Origin of the sequence: Paracoccus simplex (genome assembly GCF_042648325.1) — a bacterium.
Taxonomy (GTDB): domain Bacteria; phylum Pseudomonadota; class Alphaproteobacteria; order Rhodobacterales; family Rhodobacteraceae; genus Paracoccus; species Paracoccus simplex.
In genome coordinates, this window is record NZ_JBHRXE010000006.1 from 2,515 (window position 1) to 25,551 (window position 23,037).

Here is a 23,037-nt window from a genome sequence, read left to right on the forward strand (position 1 = left end):
TGGCGCCGACGCGCGGCGCGGCCTGGGCGCTGGCCCGCTTCGGGCCCGAGCGGGCGCTCTGCACCGATCCGCTGCCGGCCTTGGCGCCGCTGCCGGTCGCCGGGCTGCGGCTTTCGGGTGAAACCCTGCTGCTGCTGCGCCGGCTGGGGCTCAAGACCATTGGCGATCTGGCGGCGATTCCGCGGCTGGCGCTGATGCGCCGCTTTGCCCGCGCCGCGGCGCAGGACAATCCGCTGATCCGCCTCGACCAGGCGCTGGGGCGCGCGGCCGAGCCGCTGGACGCGCCCGAGCCCGCACCGGCATTCGCCGCCGAGGCCCGGCTGGCCGAGCCGGTGATGGACCCCTCGGACTGGCTGCCCGGGCTGCTGGAGACACTTTGCGCGCAGATGGCGGCGGCGGATCGCGGCTGCCGGCGGCTCTGCCTGTCGGTGTTTCGCGTCGATGGCGAACGGCGCGACATCCGCGTCGCCATGGCGGCGCCCACGCGCGAACCCGGCCATCTGCTGCGCCTGTTCGACGGCCGGCTGGAGCGGCTGGACCCCGGCTATGGCTTCGACCTGATCCGCCTGGCCGCCGAGGCCGTCGAGCCGCTGGCCCAGGCCCAGCCCGGCCTGGACGGCGCCGCACCCCAGGGGCTGGCGCTGGCGCGGCTGGTGGACCGGCTGGCGGCGCGCTTCGGCACGGCGGCGATCAGCCGCCCGCTGCCGCGCGAAAGCCATGTCCCCGAACGCGCCCAGACGCCCGGCCCGCCGCTGGCCACCATCCCCGCCCCACCCGCCCGCCCCGAGCGGCCGATCCGCCTGCTGACCCCGCCCGAGGAGATCCGCGTCCTGTACGCCATCCCCGAGGGGCCGCCGGCGCAGTTCCTCTGGCGCCGCCAGACCCTGCGCATCGCCCGCCATGCCGGGCCCGAGCGCATCGCCCCGGAATGGTGGCACGACCGCCCCGGCACCCGGCTGCGCGACTATTTCCGCATCGAGGACGACAGCGGCCTGCGGCTGTGGATCTATCGCGAGGGGCTGGTCCATGACGGCCGCGGCGGCACGCCGCGCTGGTTCCTGCACGGGATCTTCGCCTGATGCCCGACCATCATGCCCGCCCCGAGATCCCGCTGCCCCCCGTCGAGCACCCGAACCCGCCCGCGGATTACGTCGAGCTGGCGGTGACCAGCGCCTTCAGCTTCCTGCACGGCGCCTCGCACCCGCGCGAGCTGGCGCTGGCGGCGCATCTCATGGGCTATGACGCGCTGGGGATCGCCGACCTGAACAGCCTGGCCGGGGTGGTGCGGCTGCATGCCGCGGCCAGGAAGCTGCAACTGCGCCCGGTGATCGGGGCGCGGATCGTGCTGGCGGACGGCACCGCTTTCCTGGCCTATCCGACCGACCGCGCGGCCTATGGCCAGCTCGCCGCGCTGATCACCAAGGGCCGACGGCACGATCTGGACGGGAACTGGCAGCAGAAGGGCCGTTGCGACCTGAGCCTCGACGATCTGGCCGGCCATGCCCGGGGGATGCGGCTGATCTGGCTGCCGGGCAAGGATCTTGCCCCCCTGCCCGACCTTGCCGCGCGGCTGCCGCAGCTCACGCATGTCGCGGCCAGTTGGCTTTACCGCGGCGACGACCGGGCGCGGATCAACCGCCTTGACCGGGCGGCGCGGGCGGCGGGCCTGTCGATCGTCGCGGTGAACGACGTGCATTACCACGCCCCCGACCGCCGGCCGCTTCAGGACGTGATGACCTGCATCCGCGCGGGCACCACCATCGCCCGGGCCGGGCTGCTGCTGGCGCAGAATGCCGAACGTCACCTGAAGCCCCCGGCCGAGATGGCGCGGCTGTTCGCCGACTGGCCCCATGCCATCCGCGCCACGCGCCAGATCGCCGACAGCTGCCGCTTCTCGCTGGACGAGCTGCAATACGAATATCCCCGCGAAAGCGTGCCGCCGGGCCTGACGCCGCAGCAGCATCTGGAAAACCTGACCTGGCAGGGCGCGGCCTGGCGCTATCCGGCGGGCGTGCCCGGGAAGGTCCGCGCCACGCTGGAAAAGGAACTGGCGCTGATCGGCGGGAAGAAGATCGCGCAATATTTCCTGACCATCCACGACATCGTCCGCTATGCCGAAGACCAGGGCATCCTGAACCAGGGCCGCGGCTCGGCGGCCAATTCGGCGGTCTGCTACGTCCTCGGCATCACCCCGGTCGATCCCGCCAAGCATGAGCTGCTGTTCGAGCGGTTCATCAGCCAGAACCGCAAGGAGCCGCCCGACATCGACGTGGATTTCGAGCATGAGCGGCGCGAGGAGGTCATCCAGCACATCTACAAGCGCTACGGCCGCCACCGCGCCGGACTTTGCGCCACGGTGATCCATTACCGCCCGCGCAGCGCCATCCGCGAGGTCGGCAAGGTCATGGGCCTGTCCGAGGACGTGACCTCGGCCTTGGCCGATACGGTCTGGGGCAGCTGGGGCAAGGACATCCCCGCCGCCTCGGCCGATCAGGCGGGACTGGACCTGGACGACCCCTTGCTGCGGCGCACGGTCCGGCTGGCCGAGGAAATGATCGGCATGCCGCGCCACCTGTCCCAGCATGTCGGCGGCTTCGTGCTGACCGAGGGGCCGCTGTCCGAGACCGTGCCCATCGGCAATGCCGCCATGCCGGAGCGGAGCTTCATCGAATGGGACAAGGACGACATCGACGAATTGCGCATCCTCAAGGTCGATGTGCTGGCGCTGGGGATGCTGACCTGCATCCGCAAATGCTTCGAACTGGTCCGGGTGCATTACGGCAAGACACTGACGCTGTCGGATTTCGACCGGGACGACCCGGAAACCTATGCCATGCTGCAAAAAGGCGACAGCATCGGCACCTTCCAGGTCGAAAGCCGGGCGCAGATGGCCATGCTGCCGCGCCTGAAGCCCAAGGAATTCTACGATCTGGTGATCCAGGTCGCCATCGTCCGCCCCGGGCCGATCCAGGGCAACATGGTCCACCCCTATCTGCGCCGCCGGGCCGGGCTGGAGACGGTCGACTACCCCGGTCCCCGGGATGGCGACCCGGACGAGCTGAAGAACATCCTGTTTCGCACCGAAGGCGTGCCGATCTTTCAGGAACAGGCGATGAAGATCGCCATGGTCGCGGCGCAATTCTCTCCCGACGAGGTGGACGAGTTGCGCAAGGCCATGGCCACCTTCCGCTCGCGCGGGACCATCGGGCGATTGCAGGGCCGCATGGTCGGCAAGATGGTCGAACGCGGCTATGACCGCGAGTTCGCCGAACGCTGCTTCAACCAGATCAAGGGCTTCGGCGATTACGGCTTTCCGGAAAGCCATGCCGCGGCCTTCGCGCATCTGGCCTATGTCTCGGCCTGGTTGAAATGCCATCACCCGGCCGCCTTTGCCGCGGCGCTGCTGAACAGCCAGCCGATGGGCTTTTACGCGCCCGCCCAGATCGTGCGCGACGCCCGCGACCACGGCGTCGGCGTGTTGCCGGCCGATGTGAACATCAGCGCATGGGACAACACGCTGGAGCCCTGCGACGGCAGTTTCGCCCTGCGCCTCGGCCTGCGCCAGATCGACGGGCTGTCGAAACCGCTGGCCGAGCGCATCAAGAAGGCGCGGCGAAGCGAACCCTATGCCGACCTGGCCGATCTCAAGACCCGCGCCGGGCTCGATGCCCGGGCCATCCGGCTGATCGCGGCGGCGGATGCGCTGCGCTCGATGGGGCTGGACCGGCGGGCGGGGCTGTGGCAGGCGCGGGCGCTGCGCGATGCGCCGGACCTGCCGCTGTTCGGACGCCGCGACGAGGGGGCCGAGCCCGCCGTCACCCTGCCCGCCATGCCGCTTTGCGAACATGTCACCGCCGATTACCAGACGTTGCGGCTGTCGCTGAAAGCGCATCCCATGGCCTTCCTGCGCCGCAGCCTGACGGCGCAGGGCTATGTTTCGGCCGCGGACCTTGCCGCCCTGCCGAACCGGGCCAGCCTGCGCATGGCCGGCATCGTGCTGGTGCGCCAGCGCCCCGGCAGCGCCAACGGCACCTGTTTCGTCACGCTGGAGGACGAGACCGGCGTGGCCAATCTGGTGATCTGGGAAAAGACCTTCGCGCAGTTCCGCAAGGTGGTGATGACCGCCCGCCTGCTCGAGGTCCAGGGCCGGCTCCAGCGCGCCGAGGGCGTGACCCATATCGTCGCGCATGGGCTGGGCGACCGGTCCGACGCGCTGCTGCGCCTGGCCGGAGAGGCGCCGGCCGCGCTGCCCCAGCCCCGGCCCAGCCATCCGCGCCAGGTGCGCATCCTGCCCAGATCGCGGGATTTTCACTAGCCGGCCGGGCCAGCGCGCCTTGCAGCGGCAGAAACGGCTGGAGCCGCGCGGGCCCTGCCCCCGAACCGGCTTTGCCTGCGCGCGCAAGCGCAAGCCCGGACGGCCGCCTTCCCCGCCCGCGGGCAGGGATTCCCGCGTATGCCAGCCGAAGCCCTGGCAAAGCCGCGCCGGATCGGGCCCGCGACCCTGATCCGCGCCCATGCGGAAACCGCGCCCCTTGCGGGACGCGGTTCCAAAGTTCTTCCGTCAGGGGCAGATCTTACTTGATCTTGCCTTCCTTGTACTCGACATGCTTGCGCACAACCGGGTCGTATTTGTTGACCGTCATCTTTTCGGTCATCGTGCGGGCGTTCTTCTTGGTGACATAGAAGTGCCCGGTCCCGGCGCTCGAGTTCAGACGGATCTTGATCGTCGTCGGCTTCGCCATCTGTTTCGCTCCTGCTGCGGGGCAAAGACGCGTGGCGCGGACCCCGTGGAATTCTCTTGAAGCCCGCCTTTTAGCGGCAGAACCGACGGAGTCAACCGGGAATCGGCCGGAAATCGGCGGCTTCGCGGCGAAAAACGCCTGGCCTGGAACGGACCGCCGGACGCCCTGCCGGACGCCCCGCAGCCGGCCGTATCGGCGGGATGCGGGGAAATTTGCGCGGATGGCCTGTAAGCCGGATTTTGTTCCGGGGTCGCCCCCTTCGATGACCATTCCTCTGGCCCCGCCATTGCTGACGGGATCTAGCTGCCAACCCGGACCTGCTGGGGCGAAGGCGGCCCTGTCTTGCGACGCGCGGTCCCTATTCGGCATTGCTCCCGGTGGGGCTTGCCGTGCCGGGCCTGTTGCCAGCCCCGCGGTGGGCTCTTACCCCACCGTTTCACCCTTGCCCATGCGCGCATGGGCGGTCTGTTCTCTGTGGCGCTTTCCCTGGGGTTGCCCCCGCCGGGCGTTACCCGGCACCGTACCTTCATGGAGTCCGGACTTTCCTCGACGTTGCCGCCGCGGTCATCCGGCCATCCGCGCAGCAAGGCAGATAGAACCGGTGGCGGCCAAGGTCAAGCGCCGCGCCGGTCGCGCCGCCGCAGGGGTACTGAAGAAACGGTGAAAGGGTCAGGCTCGCGTCCAGCCCCGCGCGCTCCGGAGCCGCGATCCTCGATCCAGCCCGGCCGCACGCCAACCCGCGACGCCGCCTCGTGCCCCAGGGGCGTCAGCGCCTATCCCGCATGCGGCGGCACGGTCCGGACGACGGCCGCATCCCGTCGCGGCTGATCGGCCGGCCGATCGCGGCGCTGGCCGAGGCGGTGCGCGCCGCGCTTCAAAACGGCACGTTGTCCAGCCCGCCCGCCTGCGCTGCGGGCTGCACATAGCCCGCCTTGATGGTCCTGAAACCGGTGGAAAACTCGACGGTCAGCGTGTCCTCGGCGATGCCCATGATCGTGCCGTTGCCGAACTTCTGATGGAACACCCGGTCACCGACCGCAAACCGCGCCGCCGGCTCGGCGTCGATGACGACCGGCGTGCGGTGTACGGGCTGTGTACGCTCGGCGGACCGCTCCTGCATGCGTTTCCAGCCCGGCGAATTATAGACATCCGCCCGCGCCGCGCGCTCGTGCATCACCGATTGCGCAAAAGGCTGCGCCGCCGCGCCGTAGCCGCCGCCATAAAGGCCGGGCGGCGTCAGCACCTCGACATGATCCTCGGGCAGCTCGTCGATGAAGCGCGAGGGCAGCGAGGACTGCCATTGCCCATACATGCGGCGGTTGCCGGCGAAGCTGATCGTCACCACTTCCTCGCCGCGGGTAATGCCGACATAGGCGAGGCGGCGCTCCTCCTCGAGCCCCTTCATGCCGCTTTCGTCCATGCTGCGCTGGCTGGGGAACAGCCCGTCCTCCCAGCCCGGCAGGAAGACGACGGGATATTCCAGCCCCTTGGCGGCATGCAGCGTCATGATCGAGACCTCCTCGGACTGCTCGCCCTTGTCATTGTCCATGACCAGCGCGACATGTTCGAGGAAACCCTGAAGGTTTTCAAATTCTTCCAGCGCCTTTATCAATTCTTTCAAGTTGTCGAGCCGCCCCGGCGCATCGGGCGACTTGTCGTTCTGCCACATGGCGGTATAGCCGGATTCGTCCAGAATCCGCTCGGCCAGCTCGACATGGCGCACCCGGCTGTCCAGCGCATCGGCATGCCAGCGGCCCATGGCCTCGGTGAACTGCCGCAGCGCCCCGGCACCCTTGCCGCCAAGCGCGCCGGCGGCCACGGCCGAGGCCGCGCCCTCCAGCAGCGACAGGCCGCGGTCCCGCGCCTCGCGCTGGATGGTCTGCACCGCCTTGTCGCCGAGGCCGCGCTTGGGCACGTTCACGATGCGCTCGAAGGCCAGGTCGTCGGTGGGGCTGACCACCAGCCGGAAATAGGCCATGGCGTCGCGGATTTCCTGGCGTTCGTAGAAGCGCGGGCCGCCGATCACCCGATAGGGCAGGCCGATGGTCATGAAGCGGTCCTCGAAGGCCCGCATCTGGTGGCTGGCCCGCACGAGGATGGCGATGTCGTTCAGGCTGCGCCGGCCGACGCTGTGGCGGTGGCCGCCGTGGAAAGCCTCGATCTCCTCGCCGATCCAGCGCGCCTCGGCCTCGCTGTCCCAATGGCCGATCAGCCGCACCGGCTCGCCTTCGGTCGCGTCGGTCCACAGCGTCTTGCCGAGCCGCCCCTTGTTGGCCGCGATCAGCCCCGAGGCGGCGGCCAGGATATGCGGGGTCGAGCGGTAGTTCTGTTCCAGCCGGATCACCTGGGCGCCGGGGAAATCGCTCTCGAACCGCAGGATGTTGCCGACCTCGGCGCCGCGCCAGCCATAGATCGACTGGTCGTCGTCGCCGACGCAGCAGATGTTGCGATGCGCCTGCGCCAGCAGCCGCAGCCACATGTATTGCGCGACGTTGGTGTCCTGGTATTCGTCCACCAGGATATAGCGGAACCGGTCCTGCCAGGTCCGCAGCACGTCGGGATGCGCCTGGAACAGGTTCACGCAATGCATCAGCAGGTCGCCGAAATCGACCGCGTTCAGCTCGAGCAGCCGGCGCTGATAGGCGGCGTAAAGCCGCCCGCCGCGGCCGTCGAAGGCGCGCTCCTCGCCCCGGGGCAGCCTGGCGGGCGACAGGCAGCGGTTCTTCCAGCCGTCGATCAGATGCGCGAGCTGCCGGGCCGGCCAGCGCTTTTCGTCGATATTCTCGGCCTGGATCAGCTGCTTGAGCAGCCGGATCTGGTCGTCGGTGTCGAGGATGGTGAAGCTGGGCTTCAGGTGCAGCTCGGCATCGCCGATCAGTTCGGCATGGCGGCGCAGGATCTTGACGCTGATCGAATGGAAGGTGCCAAGCCAGGGCATGCCCTCGACCATCTCGCCCAGCAGCCGGCCGATGCGGTCCTTCATCTCGCGCGCGGCCTTGTTGGTGAAGGTCACGGCCAGGATCTGCCCCGGTCGTGCCTTGCCGAGATTCAGCAGATGCGCGATGCGCGTGGTCAGCGCCCGGGTCTTGCCGGTGCCGGCGCCGGCCAGCAGCAGCACCGGCCCGTCCAGCGCCTCGACCGCGTCGCGCTGCGCCGGGTTCAGCCCGTCCAGATAGGGCGCCGGCCGCGCGCCCAGGGCGCGTTGTGAAAGCGGCACCGGCGCGGCTGCGGCCTCGAAGGCATCCGAGTCGTCGAAATTGCTCATGCCCGCACCATAGCCGCTGCCGGCGCGTCGGGAAAGCCCGTGTTCACGCCTTGTTCACATCACGCCCTGAGGCCGGCGAAGATCGCGGGGTCCAGGCTGGCATGGGCGAAGGTCTCGCCCTGGGTCAGCACCGAAACCGCGTCATGCGAATGCAGCGATTCCTGGTGGCTGGCGACGACGCGGAAATCGCCGATGCGCGGCTCGGCCATCAGTTCGGCGGCAAAGGCGCGCACCGCGTCCTCGACGAAGATCGGGTTCGCGGCGTTCAGCTCGGCGAAGGCCTGCTCGTCCTCGCGCTTGACCATGACCTGGGTTTCGGTGGCGACGGCCCGGCGGCACAGCGCCACCAAGTCCTCGAACCACAGCGTGTCGCCCTGCATCACCACCGAGATCCGGGCGATGCTGCGCTGCGAATGCGGCGTCGCCAACTGGCCGCGCATCTGCCGGGCGTGCTCGCTGAGTTCCAGCGAGCAGGGGCAGGTCGAGGAATAGACATAGTCGAAATGCATGATCCGCAGCCGCTGCCCGGCCTTTTCGACCAGTTCCAGCGCGATGTCGTAATATTGCCAGCCCGACAGGCCCGAGCGCAGCGATTCGACCTGCATCGGGTAGCTCAGCCGCATCTGGATGCGGGCGTCGATGCTGTCGAGGTCGGATTTGTAGTCGTCCAGCGCCGCCTGCAGCACCCCCATCGAGAACTGCTTGTCCGCATGGGCGTAGAACGAGCGCATGATGCGGCTCATGTTGATGCCCTTGCGGTCGGCTTCCAGGCTGACGGTGCCGGTGACCGAGGTCTCCAGCGTGATCTCGCCGCCATGATCGGCCGAATCGGGGCGGGTCTGGTAGCGGATCGGCAGGCGGAAATTCGAGATGCCGACATGCTGGATCGGCGCGCGGGCGCCGACGATCAGGCTGGCCGGACCATTCTGCAGGTCCGGCAGGCTGGCCTTGTAGCGGTCATCCACCCGGAAATCGGCCGGATATTCGCGGTTCAGCGCCGGATAGGCGCGGTCGGTGGCAACGGGGCGGGCCTCGGTCATGGTCGTCCTCGCTTGGCGGTCGGCAACAATTTGGGGACTCGTGACCGGAAAGGAAAGAGGCACCCGGCAAGTTCGGGTGCCAATGTGTCAGCTTAGCGACTGGCGAAGGTCCGCGATCAGGTCTCCGGCATCTTCGAGTCCGATGGACAGGCGCAGCAGGCCGGGGGTGATGCCGAGACCCGAACGCACCTCCTCGGACAGGCGCTGGTGGGTGGTGGTCGCCGGATGGGTGACGATGGATTTCGCGTCGCCCAGGTTGTTCGAGATCTGGAAGACGCGCAGCCGGTTCATCGCCGAGAAGGCCGCCTCCTTGCTGCCCAGATCGACCGCGACCATGGTGCCGCCCGCCCCCATCTGCCGCTGCACCAGATCGTGCTGGGGGTGATCGGCGAGACCCGGATAGAGGATGCGGGCGACCTTGGGCTCCTGCTTCAAGGCGGTGGCAAGGCGCAGGGCGCTTTCCGTCTGGGCACGCACGCGCAGCTCCATCGTCGCCAGCCCGCCCAGCATCAGCCAGGCGTTGAAGGGGCTGATCGCGCCGCCGGTATGTTTCAGATAAGGTTCGGCCACCTGGCGCACGAACTGCCGGGTGCCGCAGATCACCCCGCCCAGGCAGCGGCCCGAGCCGTCGATATGCTTGGTCGCGGAATAGACCACCACGTCGGCGCCCTGCGCGACGGCGCGGGAATAGACCGGGGTGGCGAAGACATTGTCCACCACCACCAGCGCGCCGACCGCATGGGCCAGCTCGGCCACGCCGGCGATGTCCACCACCTCCAGCGTCGGGTTCGACACCGACTCGAAGAACACCGCCTTCGTGCCGGGCCGGATCGCGGCGCGCCATTGTTCCAGCTCGGTGCCGTCGACATAGGAGACCTCGACCCCGAAGCGGGCCAGCACGTCCAGCACGTAGAGGCAGGAGCCGAACAGCGCCCGCGACGAGACGATGTGATCGCCCGGCTTCAGGAAGCACATCAGCGCCCCGTTGACCGCCGCCATGCCGCTGGCGGTGGCGAAGGCATCCTCGGTGCCTTCAAGATTGGCGATCCGGTCCTCGAACATGCGCGAGGTCGGATTGCCGTAGCGGGCATAGATGAATTCGTCCGGGCCGGCCTTGATGAAGCGCGCCTCGGCCTGCTCGGCGCTGTCATAGGAAAAGCCCTGGGTCATGAACAGCGCCTCGGCCATCTCGCCATACTGGCTGCGACGGATGCCGTGATGAATGGCGCGGGTGCGCGGCTGCAAGGGCTGGTTCGACTCCTGGGACTTCGACTCCTGGGACATGGCTCGCTCCTATGGTCAGAAGCTCCGGTTACTCCCGCCCGGACAACCGCGCAAGGGCGCAGCGGGCGCTATTCGCCGTCGCGAGGCTGCGCGTGGCGCTCGAACAGCCGGGCATTGGCGACGAAGAACACCACCATGATCGCCGGCAAGCCGAAGGTCTTGAAATTGACCCAGGCGGTTTCCGACATCAGCCGCCAGACCGCCTCGTTCGCGGCGGCCAGGCCCAGGAACAGCGCCGCCATCCGCAGCGTCAGGATGCGCCAGCCCTCGGCACTCATCGGCAGCGCCTCGGCCATGACCAGCTGCAGCCAGTTGCGGCGCAGCGCCAGGCTGATGCCCAGCAGGGCAGCGAAGATCAGGTAGATGATCGTCGGCTTCATCTTGAAGAATTTCGGGTCGTTCAGCCAGACGGACAGCCCGCCGAAGACCACCACCAGCACCAGAGTGGCGATCTGCATCGGCGACAGCCGGCCGGTCAGCCGCCACAAAGCCAGCGTGGTCAGCACCAGGACCGGGATGAAGACCAGAGTCGCGAGGATGAAGCCGGAATATTCCCGCCCCGCCAGCGTGACCGCATGGTCGCGAAAACGCGAGAAAACGAGAAAGAACAGGATGAGCGGGCCGAATTCCAGCGCGGCCTTGAGCCAGGGATTGATCTTGCGGGCTTCGGTCAAGGCAGGTTCCTCTCATGCCGGGGTGGCGCGGTTTTGCCCCGGGCGCGGCCGCGACGCAAGCGGCGCGCGTCAGTCCAGCCGGATCGCCGCCAGGATCGGCCCGCTGGCCGAGCGGGGATCGCCGGCGCCCAGCTCCTGCGCCAGGATGGCGTGGCGGGTATCGGCGGGGAAGGCGTCGCCGCTGCGCGGATCCGGCTTCACCGTCAGGCGCAGCGGCGCCCGGCCATCCCATTCCGCGATGCGCTCGGCCGCCAGCACGACATTGCGATAATCCAGCGCGATGCCGCGATTCTCGCCGGCCTTGATCTCGACCTTCCGTGCCGGCGCATAGCGCACCAGGATGATCGCCACCCGGTCGCGGATGGCGCCGCGCGGTGTCAGCTCGATGCGATAGCCCCCTTCTTCGCGGTTGCTGGAGGAGACCATGACCATCGGCGGGCGGGCCATCTGCGCCTGCAGCAAGCCCATCAGCTCGGCCGGGCGCAGGGCGATCAGCGTGTCGGTACCGCCCACGACCATCTGCGGGGTGTAGATGGCGCGTTCGCCCGATTGATGCGCATAGGCCTGCTGGCGGCGGGTGAATTCGGGGCGGGCGAATTCGTCCGCCCAGCCAAGATAGTCCCAGTAATCGACATGCCAGGACAGCGCCAGCACATCCTCGCGGTCGGCGAGGTCGGCCAGCATCTCGTCGGCGGGCGGGCAAGAGGAACAGCCCTGCGAGGTGAACAGCTCGACCACCACCGGCGGATGGTCGATGGGACCGAACATCCGCCGCGCCTGCACCTCGGCGAAGGAGGCCACGCCCGGCGCGGCGAAATCGCTGACCTGCATGCCCGGCGGCAGCAGCTCGGCAGGCATGCCGGGCAGGCCCTCGGGCGCCTCGATCAGGCCGATCACCCCGTCATCCGCCGGTTCCGGCTCGGCGGCGGCGGGGCCGGTAGCGGCAAAGGGGTCGGTGACGGCATCGGCATGCGCGGGCCCGCCGGCCGGGGCGTCCAGTCCGGTCCAGCCCGACTCGGGCCCAAGACCCGCCGCGGGGCCGGACTGCGGCGCGGCGGAAAACCCTGACAGGCCGGGATCTGCCGCCCCGCCCAGCCCTGCGTCCTGCGCCAGCAGCGGGCCACCCGCCCCCATCGCCATGATCCAGGCCGCGCAGGCCATGCCCAGAAGCCGGGCCGGCCGGCCCTGTCGCCCCCGAGATGTCGTCTTGTCGCGCGTCACCGCCATATTCCGTGCATTCCCGGCCCTTCCGATCCCGCCCCAGCTAACCCGCCGGCCGCGGGAACGACAAATCAATGGTTTGTTAGCACCGCGTTCCCTTGGCGTGACCGTGATGGAAAGCCCACATCTTGCAGTCGCAGCAAAAAATTGGCATACAATGGCATACAACGCCTGTCCCGCCCCCTTGAACCCCATCCGGAAAAGGGGCAAATGGCAGGCAGCACCGCCATTCAGCCACCTTTTTCAAGGATAGGGAGCCGAGTCATGCCCATCGAAACCGGAACCGACACCGCAAGGACGCGCCGCCAGCTCGAGGTGGGCGGCGCATCCTATGCCTATTACTCGATCGACGCCGCGACGGAAGCGGGACTGGGCGATTTCTCGAAGCTGCCGGCTTCGCTGAAGGTCGTGCTGGAAAACCTGCTGCGCTTCGAGGATGGCGGCCGCACGGTCAGCGTGGACGACATCAAGGCCTTTGCCGAATGGGCGGAAAAGGGTGGCCAGAACCCGCGCGAGATCGCCTATCGCCCGGCCCGGGTGCTGATGCAGGACTTCACCGGCGTTCCGGCGGTGGTGGACCTGGCGGCGATGCGCGACGGCATCAAGGCGCTTGGCGGCGACCCGCAGAAAATCAACCCGTTGAACCCGGTGGACCTGGTCATCGACCATTCGGTGATGATCGACGAATTCGGCACCCCCCGCGCCTTCCAGCGCAACGTCGAGCTGGAATACGAACGCAACCTGGAACGCTATACCTTCCTGAAATGGGGGCAGAACGCCTTCAACAATTTCCGCGTCGTGCCTCCGGGGACGGGCATCTGCCACCAGGTGAACCTGGAATACCTGGCCCAGACCGTCTGGACCGATACCGACCAGAAGGGCGAAACCGTCGCCTATCCCGACACGCTGGTCGGCACCGACAGCCACACCACCATGGTCAACGGCCTGGCGGTGCTGGGCTGGGGCGTCGGCGGCATCGAGGCCGAGGCGGCGATGCTGGGCCAGCCGATCTCCATGCTGATCCCCGAGGTGGTCGGCTTCAAGATCACCGGCGCGCTGCGCGAGGGCGTGACCGCCACCGACCTGGTGCTGAAGGTCGTGCAGATGCTGCGCAAGCACGGCGTGGTCGGCAAGTTCGTCGAATTCTACGGCGACGGCCTTGACCACATGCCGCTGGCCGACCGCGCCACCATCGCCAACATGGCCCCCGAATACGGCGCCACCTGCGGCTTCTTCCCGATCGACAACGAGACCCTGCGCTATCTGCGCCAGACCGGCCGCGACGAATCCCGCATCGCCCTGGTCGAGGCCTATGCCAAGGAGAACGGCTTCTGGCGCGGCGCCAATTACGCGCCGGTCTACAGCTCGACGCTGGAACTGGACCAGGGCGATGTCGTCCCGGCGATCTCGGGGCCCAAGCGGCCGCAGGACCATGTGGCGCTGACCGACTCGGCCTTCGAGTTCCGCAAATATATCTGCGGCACCCGCAAGCTGCCCGAGCCCACCGTCACGGCCGAGAAACGCTGGAACGGCGAAGGCGGCGCCCCGGCCCCCAGCGACCTGCCCGGCCATCACGAGGGCTACAAGTCCGGCCCGGTCGAGGGCCAGGATTACCAGCTGCACGACGGCTCGGTGGTGATCGCGGCGATCACCTCCTGCACCAACACCTCGAACCCCTATGTGCTGATGGCCGCGGGCCTGGTCGCCCGCAAGGCGCGCGCGCTCGGCCTGACCCGCAAGCCCTGGGTCAAGACCTCGCTGGCCCCCGGCTCGCAGGTGGTGGCGGAATATCTGGAAGCGGCGAACCTGCAGGACGACCTGGACGCGCTCGGCTTCAACCTGGTCGGCTTCGGCTGCACCACCTGCATCGGCAACTCGGGGCCGCTGCAGCCGGAAATCTCGAAGTCGATCAACGAGAACGACCTGGTGGCGGTCTCGGTCCTGTCCGGCAACCGCAACTTCGAGGGCCGGATCTCGCCCGACGTGCGCGCCAACTATCTGGCTTCGCCGCCGCTGGTCGTCGCCTATGCCATCGCCGGCGACATGAACATCGACCTGACCACCGAACCGCTGGGCCATGGCAAGGACGGCCAGCCGGTGTTCCTCAAGGACATCTGGCCCACCTCGAAGGAAGTCGCGGAACTGGTCGAGACCGTCGTCACCCGCGAGATGTTCCAAGAGAAATATGCCGACGTCTTCAAGGGCGACGAGCGCTGGCAGGCGGTCGAGGTCACCGACAGCGAGACCTATGACTGGCCGCCCAGCTCGACCTATATCCAGAACCCGCCCTATTTCCAGGGCATGTCCAGGGACAAGGGCGCGATCCACAACATCCACGGCGCCCGGGTCCTGGCGCTTCTGGGCGACATGATCACCACCGACCACATCTCGCCGGCCGGCTCGTTCAAGCCGACGACGCCCGCGGGCAAATACCTGACCGAGCGCCAGGTCGCGCCCAAGGACTTCAACAGCTACGGCTCGCGCCGCGGCAACCACGAGGTGATGATGCGCGGCACCTTCGCCAATATCCGCATCAAGAACGAGATGCTGGACGGCGTCGAGGGCGGCTATACCAAGGGCCCGGATGGCGGCGAGACCTCGATCTACGACGCCGCCATGGCCTACAAGGCGGCCGGCATCCCGCTGGTCGTGGTCGGCGGCATCGAATATGGCGCCGGCTCGTCGCGGGACTGGGCGGCGAAGGGCACCAACCTGCTGGGCGTCAAGGCGGTCATCGCCGAAAGCTTCGAGCGCATCCACCGCTCGAACCTGGTCGGCATGGGCGTGATCCCCTTCGAGTTCACCGGCGGCGACAACCGCAAGACGTTGGGCCTGACCGGCAACGAGGTGATGTCGATCGACGGGCTGGAAGGCGACTTCAAGCCGCTGTCGCTGGTGCCCTGCACCATCCGCTATGCCGACGGCAGCGAGAAGGTGATCCAGATCAAGGCCCGCGTCGATACCGAGGTCGAGATCGAATATCTCGAAAACGGCGGCGTGCTGCATTACGTGCTGCGCAACCTGGCCCGGGCCTGATCCGCATTCCCGGCATGCGCAACGGGCCGTCCCTTCGGGGGCGGCCTTTTCGCTGGCGGACCCTTGCGGAACGAAGACGCCGGGGCGCCTGGCAGAGCCCTTGCAGGAATATTCGGGAACGGTCGAAGGCGCCGGCCTATTCCTCGGCGCAATACCACATGCTTCCGCCGACGGCGGCCGAGCCGATCACCATCGAGCCGACCGCCACCGGCGAGGCGGCCATGCCCATGGCCGCCGCCCCCGCCGCCTCCAGCGTGCCGACCATCTGGCCCGAGCCCGCCGCCAGGATCGCGGCGCCGGGCCGCTGCGTTACCGCGTCATAGCCCGCCACCGCCAGCGCATTGGCATTGCGGAAGGTCGCCTGCCGCGCCGAATTCACCCTTTCGCAGAAGGTCTTGCGGCACAGCGCATTGCTCTTGCGCGGGCCTTTCTGCGCGCCGATATAGGTGTCGTTCTGCTTGTCCCAGAGCAGGCAATAGCTGCCGTCATCCCCCATGGCGTTGCGCCGCAGGATCTCGCGCAGGGTGACATAGCCGGGGCACGAGATCCGCCCCCAGCCCGAGAAGTTCTTCTCGAGCCGGCCGACATTCTCGCGGAATTCGGCATCGCGGACATAATTGATCTCGGTCTTCTCGCCGGCGATCGAGGTCTCGCAGGTCCAGAGCCGCTCGTCCCTTGCCGGCTTTTCCTGCGCCACGGCAGGCAGCGCAACTCCCAACACCAAAGCCACAACAAGCCCGCGCATCGCCTTCTCCATGTCCTTTCCGCATCCTCTTCGCGCGGCCGTTTTCGCCAAAGCGCCGCCGCCATGCAAGCCGCCGGACCCGGGCTTTCCGGATTGTGAACGGGTGATCCGCCTCACCGTTTTCCAAATACCCCGGCAACGGCGCGGCAAAAGAAAAGGCCGCCCCGAAGGGACGGCCTGAAAACGCTGCGATCCCGGAAAGGATCAGTTCTTCGCGTAGAATTCGACGACCAGGTTCGGCTCCATCTGCACGGCATAGGGCACGTCGCCCAGGGCCGGAGTGCGCACGAAGGCCGCGGTCATCTTGTTGTGGTCCACTTCCAGATAGTCCGGCACGTCACGCTCGGCCAGGCCCACGGCTTCCAGCACGATGGCCAACTGGCGCGACCGCTCGCGGATCGAGACGACATCGCCTTCTTTCACGCGATACGAGGCGATGTTCACGCGCTTGCCGTTCACCTCGACATGGCCGTGGTTCACGAACTGGCGGGCGGCGAAGATGGTCGGCACGAACTTGGCGCGATAGACCACCGCGTCCAGGCGGCGCTCCAGCAGGCCGATCAGGTTCTCGCCGGTATCGCCCCTGACGCGCTCGGCCTCGGCATAGATGCGGCGGAACTGCTTCTCGGTCAGATCGCCGTAATAGCCCTTCAACTTCTGCTTGGCGCGCAGCTGGGTGCCGAAATCCGACAGCTTCTGCTTGCGGCGCTGGCCGTGCTGGCCGGGACCGTATTCGCGCTTGTTCACCGGCGACTTGGCGCGGCCCCAGATGTTCTCGCCCATGCGGCGGTCGATCTTGTACTTGGCAGCGGTGCGTTTGGTCATCGCTGATCTCCTTCTTGTCAGTTGTCGAAGGGCGTTGTCCTTTGGCATAATGCCCGACAGGGTTCCCCTTGCGGGGTCCACCAACACCAATGAAGCGGCGCTTATAGCCGCCCCGCGCCCGGTGTCAAGCACCCCTTGAGCGGCGGCTCCGTTGCCCCTAAATGAAAGGCAGCGAACAGAAAAGGCCCGAGATGTTTTCGATCCCCGGCAAGTCCCCCGTCACCATCACCCAGGCGGCCGAGCGGCAGATCGCCCGGTTGATGGCCGCGAAATCCGCCAGCGGCCTGCGCATCGGCCTGAAAAAGGGCGGCTGCGCCGGCATGGAATACACCATGGAACTGGCCGAGGCCGCCCAACCCGGCGACGAGGTCGTCGAACAGGGTCAGGCCCGGGTGCTGATCGCCCCCACCGCGCAGATGTTCCTGTTCGGGACCGAGATCGACTATGAGACCGGCATGCTCGAATCCGGCTTCAAGTTCCGCAACCCGAACGTGACCGACGCCTGCGGCTGCGGCGAATCGGTCAGCTTCGCCCTGCCCGGCAGCGCCGCCCGCGCCTGAGTTTCGCCGCGTTAGCGCACCCATCCTTGATCCGCCCCGGCAGCCGGCCTAAGCCCCTCGCAGCACAACATGGGAGAGGCAGATGGCCCCGCGCAAACTCGCCGCCGGCAACTGGAAGATGAACGGAACCCTCACCTCGCTGGCCGAGATCGACCGGCTGCTGGCCGATCACCCGGCGCCCGGCTGCGACGTGCTGATCTGCCCGCCCGCCACGCTGGTCCAGGCCATGGCGGCCAAGGGCATCGCCACCGGCGGCCAGGATTGCCACGCGAAAGCCTCGGGCGCGCATACCGGCGACATCGCCGCCGCGCAGCTCCGCGACGCGGGTGCCAGCCACGTCATCCTCGGCCATTCCGAGCGCCGCACCGACCATGCCGAGACCGACGCCCAGGTCGCCGCCAAGGCCGTCGCCGGGCATGAGGCGGGCCTGGTCGCGGTGATCTGCGTCGGCGAGACCGAAGCGCAGCGCGACGCCGGCGAGACGCTGGACGTGATCTCGGCCCAGCTCGCCGGCTCGGTGCCCGACTGCGCCACGGCGGCGAACACGGTGATCGCCTATGAGCCGGTCTGGGCCATCGGCACCGGCCGCACGCCGACCTCCGGCCAGATCGCCGAGGTGCACGCGCTGATGCGCGACCGCCTGTCGGCGCGCTTCGCCGACGGCGCCGACTTCGCCCTGCTCTATGGCGGCTCAGTCAAGCCGGGCAATGCGGCCGAGATCTTTGCCATCCCGCATGTGAACGGCGCGCTGGTCGGCGGCGCCAGCCTGAAGGCGGCCGATTTCGGCCCGATCATCGTCGCGCTTTCCGCAGCGTAACGGGCCCGAAAGGAACGCCATTCCATCCGGCCGGCCCGCTTTGGAATGGCATTGCCGTTTTGCGGACCGCCAGCCCCTTGCCAAGCCCGGCCCGGCGGGCATAGGTCTCGCCTGACAGTCAAGGCAGGGGCGATGACAGGGCCGGCAATCTCATTTCAGGGCGTGACGCGCCGCTATCCGCAAAAGGGCGGCAGCGACGTCGTGGCGCTGCACGACATCTGGCTGGACGTGCCGCAGGGCGCGATCACCGGCATCATCGGCCGGTCCGGCGCCGGAAAATCGACATTGCTGCGCATGGTGAACGGGCTGGAACGTCCCAGCGCCGGCAAGGTGATCGTGAACGCGCGCGACGTCGGCGCCGCCTCGGACGCCAGCCTGCGCCGCATCCGGCGCGAGGTCGGGATGATCTTCCAGCATTTCAACCTGCTGGCCAGCCGCACCGTGGCCGAGAACATCGCCCTGCCGCTGGAGATCGCCGGCGAGGACCGCGCCAGGATCGCTCCCCGCGTCGCGGAACTGATCGAGCGGGTCGGCCTGACCGCCCAGGCCGGACGCCATCCGGCCGAGCTTTCGGGCGGGCAGAAGCAGCGCGTCGGCATCGCCCGGGCGCTGGCCACCGGCCCGCGCGTGCTGCTGTCGGACGAGGCGACCTCGGCTCTCGACCCCGACACCACGCGGCAGGTGCTGGACCTGCTGCAGGCCATCAACCGCGACCTCGGGCTGACCATCCTGCTCATCACCCACGAAATGGCGGTGGTGCGCGACATCTGCAGCCATGTCGCGGTGATCGAGGGCGGACGCATCGTCGAGGCCGGCGGAACCTACGAGGTGTTCTCGAAGCCCGTCCATGCCACCACCCGCTCGTTCCTGACCGGCGTGACCGGCGTCGCCGTGCCGCAATTCGTCGCCGACCAGATGCACGAGACGCCGCAAGGCCCCGGGGCCGAGGCCGTGGTGCAGATCACCTTCATCGGCAGCCATGCCACCGACCCGATGCTGGCCCGGCTGACCTCGGAACGCGGCGTCAGCGTCAACATCCTCGCCGGCGCCATCGAGGAGATCGGGACCAGGCCCTTCGGCAGCCTGATCGTCGCCCTGCCCGCCCAGAGACTGGAGGAATCGCGCCGCTTCCTGGAAGAACACGGGCTTCTGACCGAGGTGCTTGGCCATGTCGGCTAACCTGATCCCGATCCTGTGGCAGGCGACGCTGCAGACGCTCTACATGGTCGCCATGTCCACCCTGCTCGGCACGCTGATCGGCGGGCCGCTGGGCGTGTTCCTCGCCACCTCGCGCCGGGGCGAACTGCTCTCGGCGCCCTGGCTGAACACCGTCCTCGGGCTGATCGTGAACGCGGCGCGCTCGACCCCGTTCATCATCCTGGTGGTGGCGATCATCCCCTTCACGCGGCTGATCGCCGGCACCTCGATCGGCACCACCGCGGCCATCGTGCCGCTGACCATCGCCAGCGCCCCTTTCATCGCCCGCCTGATCGAGACCGCGATCCGCGAGGTCGATGCCGGCCTGATCGAGGCCGCCCGCGCCATGGGCGCGACGCCGGGCCAGATCGTCAGGAAGGTGCTGATCCCCGAGGCGATGCCCGGCATCATCCTGGGCCTGACGCTGGCCGTGGTCAGCCTGATCGGCTATTCCGCCATGGTCGGCGCCGTCGGCGGCGAAGGGCTGGGCGATCTCGGCATCCGCTACGGCTACCAGCGCTTCATGCCCGAGGTGATGCTGGCCGTCGTGGTGATCCTGATCGTGCTGGTGCAACTGGTGCAATCGGCCGGCGAATGGATCGCCGCCCGTTTCGACAAACGCGCGCCCCGCAACCGGGGCCGATAACCGGAAAGGACATCCTCCCATGCGCTCATTCCGCCTTGCCGCCCTGACCTCGGCGCTCGCCCTCTCTGCGACCCTGACCGCCGGCATGGCTGCGGCCGAGGAAATCAAGGTCGGCGTCTCGCCCGGCGAACATGGCGAGATCATGGAAGAGGTCGCCAAGGTGGCCGAAGCCAAGGGCCTGACCATCGACATCGTCGAATTCACCGATTACGTGGTGCCGAACCAGGCGCTGGCCGATGGCGACCTGCAGGCCAACAGCTTCCAGCACCAGCCCTATCTGGACAACCAGATCAAGGATCGCGGCTTCGACCTGGTCAGCATCGCCAAGACCATCACCACGCCGATGGGCGTCTATTCGGAAAAGCTGAAATCGCTGGACGAGCTGCCCGATGGCGCCAAGGTCGCGATCCCGAACGACCCGACCAATGGCGGCCGCGCCCTGCTGATCCTGCAGGACAAGGGCGTCATCACGCTGGCCGACGGCACTGGCCTCACCCCCTCGGCGCTGGACGTGACCGGCAACCCGAAGAACCTGAAATTCCTCGAACTCGAGGCCGCGCAGCTGCCGCGCGCGCTGGCCGATGCCGACATCGCGGTGATCAACACCAATTACGCGCTGGATGCCGGCCTCAACCCGAACGAGGACGCGATCGCCATGGAAAAGGCCGACAGCCCCTATGCCAACGTCATCGTGGTGCGCAAGGGTGACGAGAACGCGCCCTGGGCCAAGGCGCTGGTCGAGGCCTATCACGACCCGGCGGTGAAGACCTTCATCGAAGAAAAATACCGCGGCGCCGTCATCCCCGCCTGGTGATCTTCACCGTTTCCCCAATACCCCGGGGGAGTCGCGGCACGCGACGGGGGCAGAGCCCCCACCCCCGCGCCACGGAACCAGCGCCCCGCCGATGCAGCGGGGCGTTTCTTCATTCCGGCCTCATGCTGCCGGTGCGGCGCAGCCGGTCGTGCCAGATCAGCGCCTCCTCGATCAGATGCGGCGTATGGCCGCCCCGCGCCAGCGCCCGGTCGTGGTAATCCGCCAGCGCGTCGCGCCATTCCGGGGCCACGCAGTTCTGCAGCACCAGCCGCGCCCGCTCGCGCGGCGCCAGCCCGCGCAGATCCGCCAATCCCTGCTCGGTGACCAGGATATCCACGTCATGCTCGGTATGGTCGACATGGCTGACCATCGGCACCACCGAGGAAATCCGCCCGCCCTTGGCCATGGACTTGGTAACGAAAACCGACAGATAGGCGTTGCGCGCGAAATCGCCCGAACCGCCGATGCCGTTCATCATCTGCGTGCCCATGACATGGGTCGAGTTCACATTGCCGTAAAGGTCGACTTCCAGCGCCGTGTTGATGCAGATCAGCCCCAGCCGCCGCACCACCTCGGGATGGTTGGAAATCTCCTGCGGGCGCAGCACCAGCCGCGGCTTGAACTCATGGAACCGCGCCATCACCTCGCGGTATTTCGGCGCCGACAGCGTGATCGACGAGCCCGAGGCAAACACCATCTTGCCGGCATCCATCAGGTCGAAGGTCGAATCCTGCAGGACTTCCGAATACATGGTCAGGTCGTGGAACGGGCTGTCGATGAAACCGTGCAGCACCGCGTTGGCGATGGTGCCGATGCCGGCCTGCAAGGGGTGCAGATGGCTCGGCAACCGGGAATGCGCCACCTCGTGTTTCAGGAACTCGGTCAGGTGGCCGGCGATGGCGCGGGTATCCTCGTCCGGGTCCAGCACGGTCGCGGACGAATCGAGCTTGGTCGAGACCACGATGGCCGCGATGCGCTCGGGCGGCACCGGGATGAAGGGAAAGCCGACCCGGCTTTCCGGCGTCACCACCGGGATCGGCGTGCGGGTCGGGCGATAGGTCGGGATATAGATGTCGTGCAGCCCCTCCAGCGCCTCGGGCTGACTCAGGTTGATCTCGACGATGACCTTTTCCGCCAGCAGCGCGAAGCTCGCCGAATTGCCGACCGAGGTGGTGGGGACGATGCCGCCGGTCTCGGTGATCGCCACCGCCTCGACGATGGCGATATCCACCGGCGGCAGCTGTCCGGTGCGCAGCTGCTCGACCGTCTCGGAAAGGTGCTGGTCGATATACATCACCTCGCCGGCATTGATGGCGCGGCGCAGCGCCGGGTCGGACATGAACGGGATGCGGCGCGACAGCACCCGCGCCTCGGCCAGGGTCTTGTCGAGATCGTTGCCGAGCGAGGCGCCGGTCATCAGCGTGACCTTCAGCGGCTGGGCCTTGGCACGTTCGGCCAGCGCCATCGGCACCGCCTTGGCCTCGCCGGCGCGGGTAAAGCCCGACATGCCCAGCACCATGCCGTCGCGGATCAGGCTGGCGGCCTCTTCGGCGCTGACCACACGCTCGCGCAGGGCCGTGTGACGGATGCGGTGAAGGTAATCCTCGGTCATGGCAGCCTCCCTGATCTGGGCGGGATGATTAGGGCCTCTGCGCCGCAGTGACAAATCAACCCAGCCATGCACGCAAGGAAAGGCCGGCCCGAAGGCCGGCCCTGGCAAGATCGTTTCGCGAAGCGCTCAGCGGCGCCGGCCCACCGACCAGGCCCCGTCGCCCAGCAGCGCCAGCGCCAGCATGGTCACGGCCCAAAGCACCGGATATTCCCAGCCGCCGCCCGGGTTGCTGAAGGTGAAGCCCGCGCCGCCATGGCCGAACCAGGCCGCGCCCAGCAGCACGGCGGCCAGCGCCAGCGCCACCTGGCGGGTGAAGATGCCGGCGATCAGTGCCAGCCCGCCCAGGATCTCGGCCAGCATGGTCAGCGGGCCCAGGATGCCCGGCAGGCCGATGGACTGGAAATAGCCGGCGGTGCCCGAAGGCGTGAAGACCAGCAGCTTGATCAGGCCGTGGACCAGGAACCAGGTTCCGGTCGAGGCCCGCAGGATGAAGGCGGCGATATCGGCATTGCGCTCGGCCAGGGCCGGGGCGCTTTGGCTAAGGTCGGTCATGATGTGT

Annotated in this window: 18 protein-coding genes and 1 other RNA gene; 8 read left to right on the top strand and 11 right to left on the bottom strand. The window is 68.0% G+C overall.

Annotated features, from left to right (window positions below):
- On the top strand, positions 1-1,079 hold a 1,079-nt coding region (locus ACFOMP_RS02065), incomplete at its 5' end, for a DUF6504 family protein (RefSeq protein ID WP_379027712.1).
- Complete coding sequence (locus ACFOMP_RS02070) at positions 1,079-4,315, top strand: error-prone DNA polymerase (RefSeq protein ID WP_379027713.1); 3,237 nt, start codon at positions 1,079-1,081, stop codon at positions 4,313-4,315. The genes ACFOMP_RS02065 and ACFOMP_RS02070, both read left to right, overlap by 1 nt.
- Before the next feature lie 259 nt (positions 4,316-4,574).
- Here the strand turns inward: ACFOMP_RS02070 and rpmG are convergent, their stop codons facing one another.
- From rpmG to ACFOMP_RS02105, 7 genes are all read right to left on the bottom strand, one after another.
- Positions 4,575-4,742, bottom strand: a complete 168-nt coding sequence (gene rpmG / locus ACFOMP_RS02075) for a 50S ribosomal protein L33 (protein WP_101752137.1) — start codon at positions 4,740-4,742, stop codon at positions 4,575-4,577.
- 212 nt (positions 4,743-4,954) lie between these two features.
- Positions 4,955-5,322: RNase P RNA component class A (gene rnpB / locus ACFOMP_RS02080), an RNA gene on the bottom strand.
- A gap of 294 nt (positions 5,323-5,616) precedes the next feature.
- A complete protein-coding gene (locus ACFOMP_RS02085) occupies positions 5,617-8,007 on the bottom strand; it encodes an ATP-dependent helicase (protein WP_379027714.1) in 2,391 nt (796 codons plus the stop codon).
- Between the two features lie 59 nt (positions 8,008-8,066).
- On the bottom strand, positions 8,067-9,131 hold the full coding sequence (folE2, locus tag ACFOMP_RS02090) for a GTP cyclohydrolase FolE2 (protein WP_379027790.1): 1,065 nt from the start codon (positions 9,129-9,131) through the stop codon (positions 8,067-8,069).
- A 3-nt stretch (positions 9,132-9,134) separates the two neighbouring features.
- The gene (metZ, locus tag ACFOMP_RS02095; protein ID WP_289893458.1) at positions 9,135-10,331 is read right to left on the bottom strand and encodes an O-succinylhomoserine sulfhydrylase; all 1,197 of its coding nucleotides are present in this window, start codon (positions 10,329-10,331) and stop codon (positions 9,135-9,137) included.
- Positions 10,332-10,399: 68 nt separating this feature from the next.
- Positions 10,400-11,005 (bottom strand): inner membrane-spanning protein YciB, encoded by a 606-nt coding sequence (locus tag ACFOMP_RS02100; protein WP_289893457.1) that lies wholly within the window; start codon positions 11,003-11,005, stop codon positions 10,400-10,402.
- A gap of 69 nt (positions 11,006-11,074) precedes the next feature.
- On the bottom strand, positions 11,075-12,232 hold the full coding sequence (locus tag ACFOMP_RS02105) for a DUF1223 domain-containing protein (RefSeq protein ID WP_289893456.1): 1,158 nt from the start codon (positions 12,230-12,232) through the stop codon (positions 11,075-11,077).
- Between the two features lie 258 nt (positions 12,233-12,490).
- Between ACFOMP_RS02105 and acnA the strand changes: the two genes are divergently transcribed.
- Positions 12,491-15,262 carry an aconitate hydratase AcnA gene (acnA, locus tag ACFOMP_RS02110; RefSeq protein ID WP_379027715.1) on the top strand — a complete coding sequence of 924 codons (2,772 nt, stop codon included), beginning with the start codon at positions 12,491-12,493 and terminating at the stop codon, positions 15,260-15,262.
- A gap of 136 nt (positions 15,263-15,398) precedes the next feature.
- Here acnA and ACFOMP_RS02115 read toward each other — a convergent pair whose 3' ends face one another.
- Both ACFOMP_RS02115 and rpsD read right to left on the bottom strand, forming a co-directional pair.
- Complete coding sequence (locus ACFOMP_RS02115; protein WP_379027716.1) at positions 15,399-16,007, bottom strand: hypothetical protein; 609 nt, start codon at positions 16,005-16,007, stop codon at positions 15,399-15,401.
- Positions 16,008-16,211: 204 nt separating this feature from the next.
- Complete coding sequence (gene rpsD, locus ACFOMP_RS02120) at positions 16,212-16,832, bottom strand: 30S ribosomal protein S4 (RefSeq protein ID WP_289893453.1); 621 nt, start codon at positions 16,830-16,832, stop codon at positions 16,212-16,214.
- A gap of 191 nt (positions 16,833-17,023) precedes the next feature.
- Here rpsD and ACFOMP_RS02125 point away from each other — a divergent pair, with 191 nt between their 5' ends.
- The 5 genes from ACFOMP_RS02125 to ACFOMP_RS02145 all read left to right on the top strand — a co-directional run bounded on the left by ACFOMP_RS02125 (position 17,024) and on the right by ACFOMP_RS02145 (position 20,866).
- The gene (locus ACFOMP_RS02125; RefSeq protein WP_289893452.1) at positions 17,024-17,392 is read left to right on the top strand and encodes a HesB/IscA family protein; all 369 of its coding nucleotides are present in this window, start codon (positions 17,024-17,026) and stop codon (positions 17,390-17,392) included.
- A gap of 82 nt (positions 17,393-17,474) precedes the next feature.
- Positions 17,475-18,209: a triose-phosphate isomerase gene (gene tpiA, locus ACFOMP_RS02130; RefSeq protein WP_379027717.1), complete on the top strand. Its 735-nt coding sequence runs from the start codon at positions 17,475-17,477 to the stop codon at positions 18,207-18,209.
- A gap of 132 nt (positions 18,210-18,341) precedes the next feature.
- Complete coding sequence (locus ACFOMP_RS02135; protein WP_379027718.1) at positions 18,342-19,388, top strand: methionine ABC transporter ATP-binding protein; 1,047 nt, start codon at positions 18,342-18,344, stop codon at positions 19,386-19,388.
- Complete coding sequence (locus tag ACFOMP_RS02140) at positions 19,378-20,052, top strand: methionine ABC transporter permease (RefSeq protein WP_289893449.1); 675 nt, start codon at positions 19,378-19,380, stop codon at positions 20,050-20,052. Before ACFOMP_RS02135 ends, ACFOMP_RS02140 begins: the two co-directional genes overlap by 11 nt.
- A gap of 19 nt (positions 20,053-20,071) precedes the next feature.
- On the top strand, positions 20,072-20,866 hold the full coding sequence (locus ACFOMP_RS02145) for a MetQ/NlpA family ABC transporter substrate-binding protein (protein WP_379027719.1): 795 nt from the start codon (positions 20,072-20,074) through the stop codon (positions 20,864-20,866).
- A gap of 109 nt (positions 20,867-20,975) precedes the next feature.
- Here ACFOMP_RS02145 and ACFOMP_RS02150 read toward each other — a convergent pair whose 3' ends face one another.
- Positions 20,976-22,478 (bottom strand): acetyl-CoA hydrolase/transferase family protein, encoded by a 1,503-nt coding sequence (locus tag ACFOMP_RS02150; protein WP_379027720.1) that lies wholly within the window; start codon positions 22,476-22,478, stop codon positions 20,976-20,978.
- Between the two features lie 126 nt (positions 22,479-22,604).
- Positions 22,605-23,030 (bottom strand): DoxX family protein, encoded by a 426-nt coding sequence (locus ACFOMP_RS02155; RefSeq protein ID WP_289893446.1) that lies wholly within the window; start codon positions 23,028-23,030, stop codon positions 22,605-22,607.
- Between the last annotated feature and the right edge of the window lie 7 nt (positions 23,031-23,037).

Excerpts from the sequence above, each read along its gene's own strand:
- ACFOMP_RS02070 (WP_379027713.1), top strand. The coding sequence starts at position 1,079 with ATGCCCGACCATCATGCCCGCCCCGAGATCCCGCTGCCCCCCGTCGAG.
- rpmG (WP_101752137.1), bottom strand. The coding sequence starts at position 4,742 with ATGGCGAAGCCGACGACGATCAAGATCCGTCTGAACTCGAGCGCCGGG.
- ACFOMP_RS02085 (WP_379027714.1), bottom strand. The coding sequence starts at position 8,007 with ATGAGCAATTTCGACGACTCGGATGCCTTCGAGGCCGCAGCCGCGCCG.
- metZ (WP_289893458.1), bottom strand. The coding sequence starts at position 10,331 with ATGTCCCAGGAGTCGAAGTCCCAGGAGTCGAACCAGCCCTTGCAGCCG.
- ACFOMP_RS02105 (WP_289893456.1), bottom strand. The coding sequence starts at position 12,232 with ATGGCGGTGACGCGCGACAAGACGACATCTCGGGGGCGACAGGGCCGG.
- acnA (WP_379027715.1), top strand. The coding sequence starts at position 12,491 with ATGCCCATCGAAACCGGAACCGACACCGCAAGGACGCGCCGCCAGCTC.
- ACFOMP_RS02115 (WP_379027716.1), bottom strand. The coding sequence starts at position 16,007 with ATGCGCGGGCTTGTTGTGGCTTTGGTGTTGGGAGTTGCGCTGCCTGCC.
- rpsD (WP_289893453.1), bottom strand. The coding sequence starts at position 16,832 with ATGACCAAACGCACCGCTGCCAAGTACAAGATCGACCGCCGCATGGGC.
- ACFOMP_RS02125 (WP_289893452.1), top strand. The coding sequence starts at position 17,024 with ATGTTTTCGATCCCCGGCAAGTCCCCCGTCACCATCACCCAGGCGGCC.
- tpiA (WP_379027717.1), top strand. The coding sequence starts at position 17,475 with ATGGCCCCGCGCAAACTCGCCGCCGGCAACTGGAAGATGAACGGAACC.
- ACFOMP_RS02135 (WP_379027718.1), top strand. The coding sequence starts at position 18,342 with ATGACAGGGCCGGCAATCTCATTTCAGGGCGTGACGCGCCGCTATCCG.
- ACFOMP_RS02140 (WP_289893449.1), top strand. The coding sequence starts at position 19,378 with ATGTCGGCTAACCTGATCCCGATCCTGTGGCAGGCGACGCTGCAGACG.
- ACFOMP_RS02145 (WP_379027719.1), top strand. The coding sequence starts at position 20,072 with ATGCGCTCATTCCGCCTTGCCGCCCTGACCTCGGCGCTCGCCCTCTCT.
- ACFOMP_RS02150 (WP_379027720.1), bottom strand. The coding sequence starts at position 22,478 with ATGACCGAGGATTACCTTCACCGCATCCGTCACACGGCCCTGCGCGAG.
- ACFOMP_RS02155 (WP_289893446.1), bottom strand. The coding sequence starts at position 23,030 with ATGACCGACCTTAGCCAAAGCGCCCCGGCCCTGGCCGAGCGCAATGCC.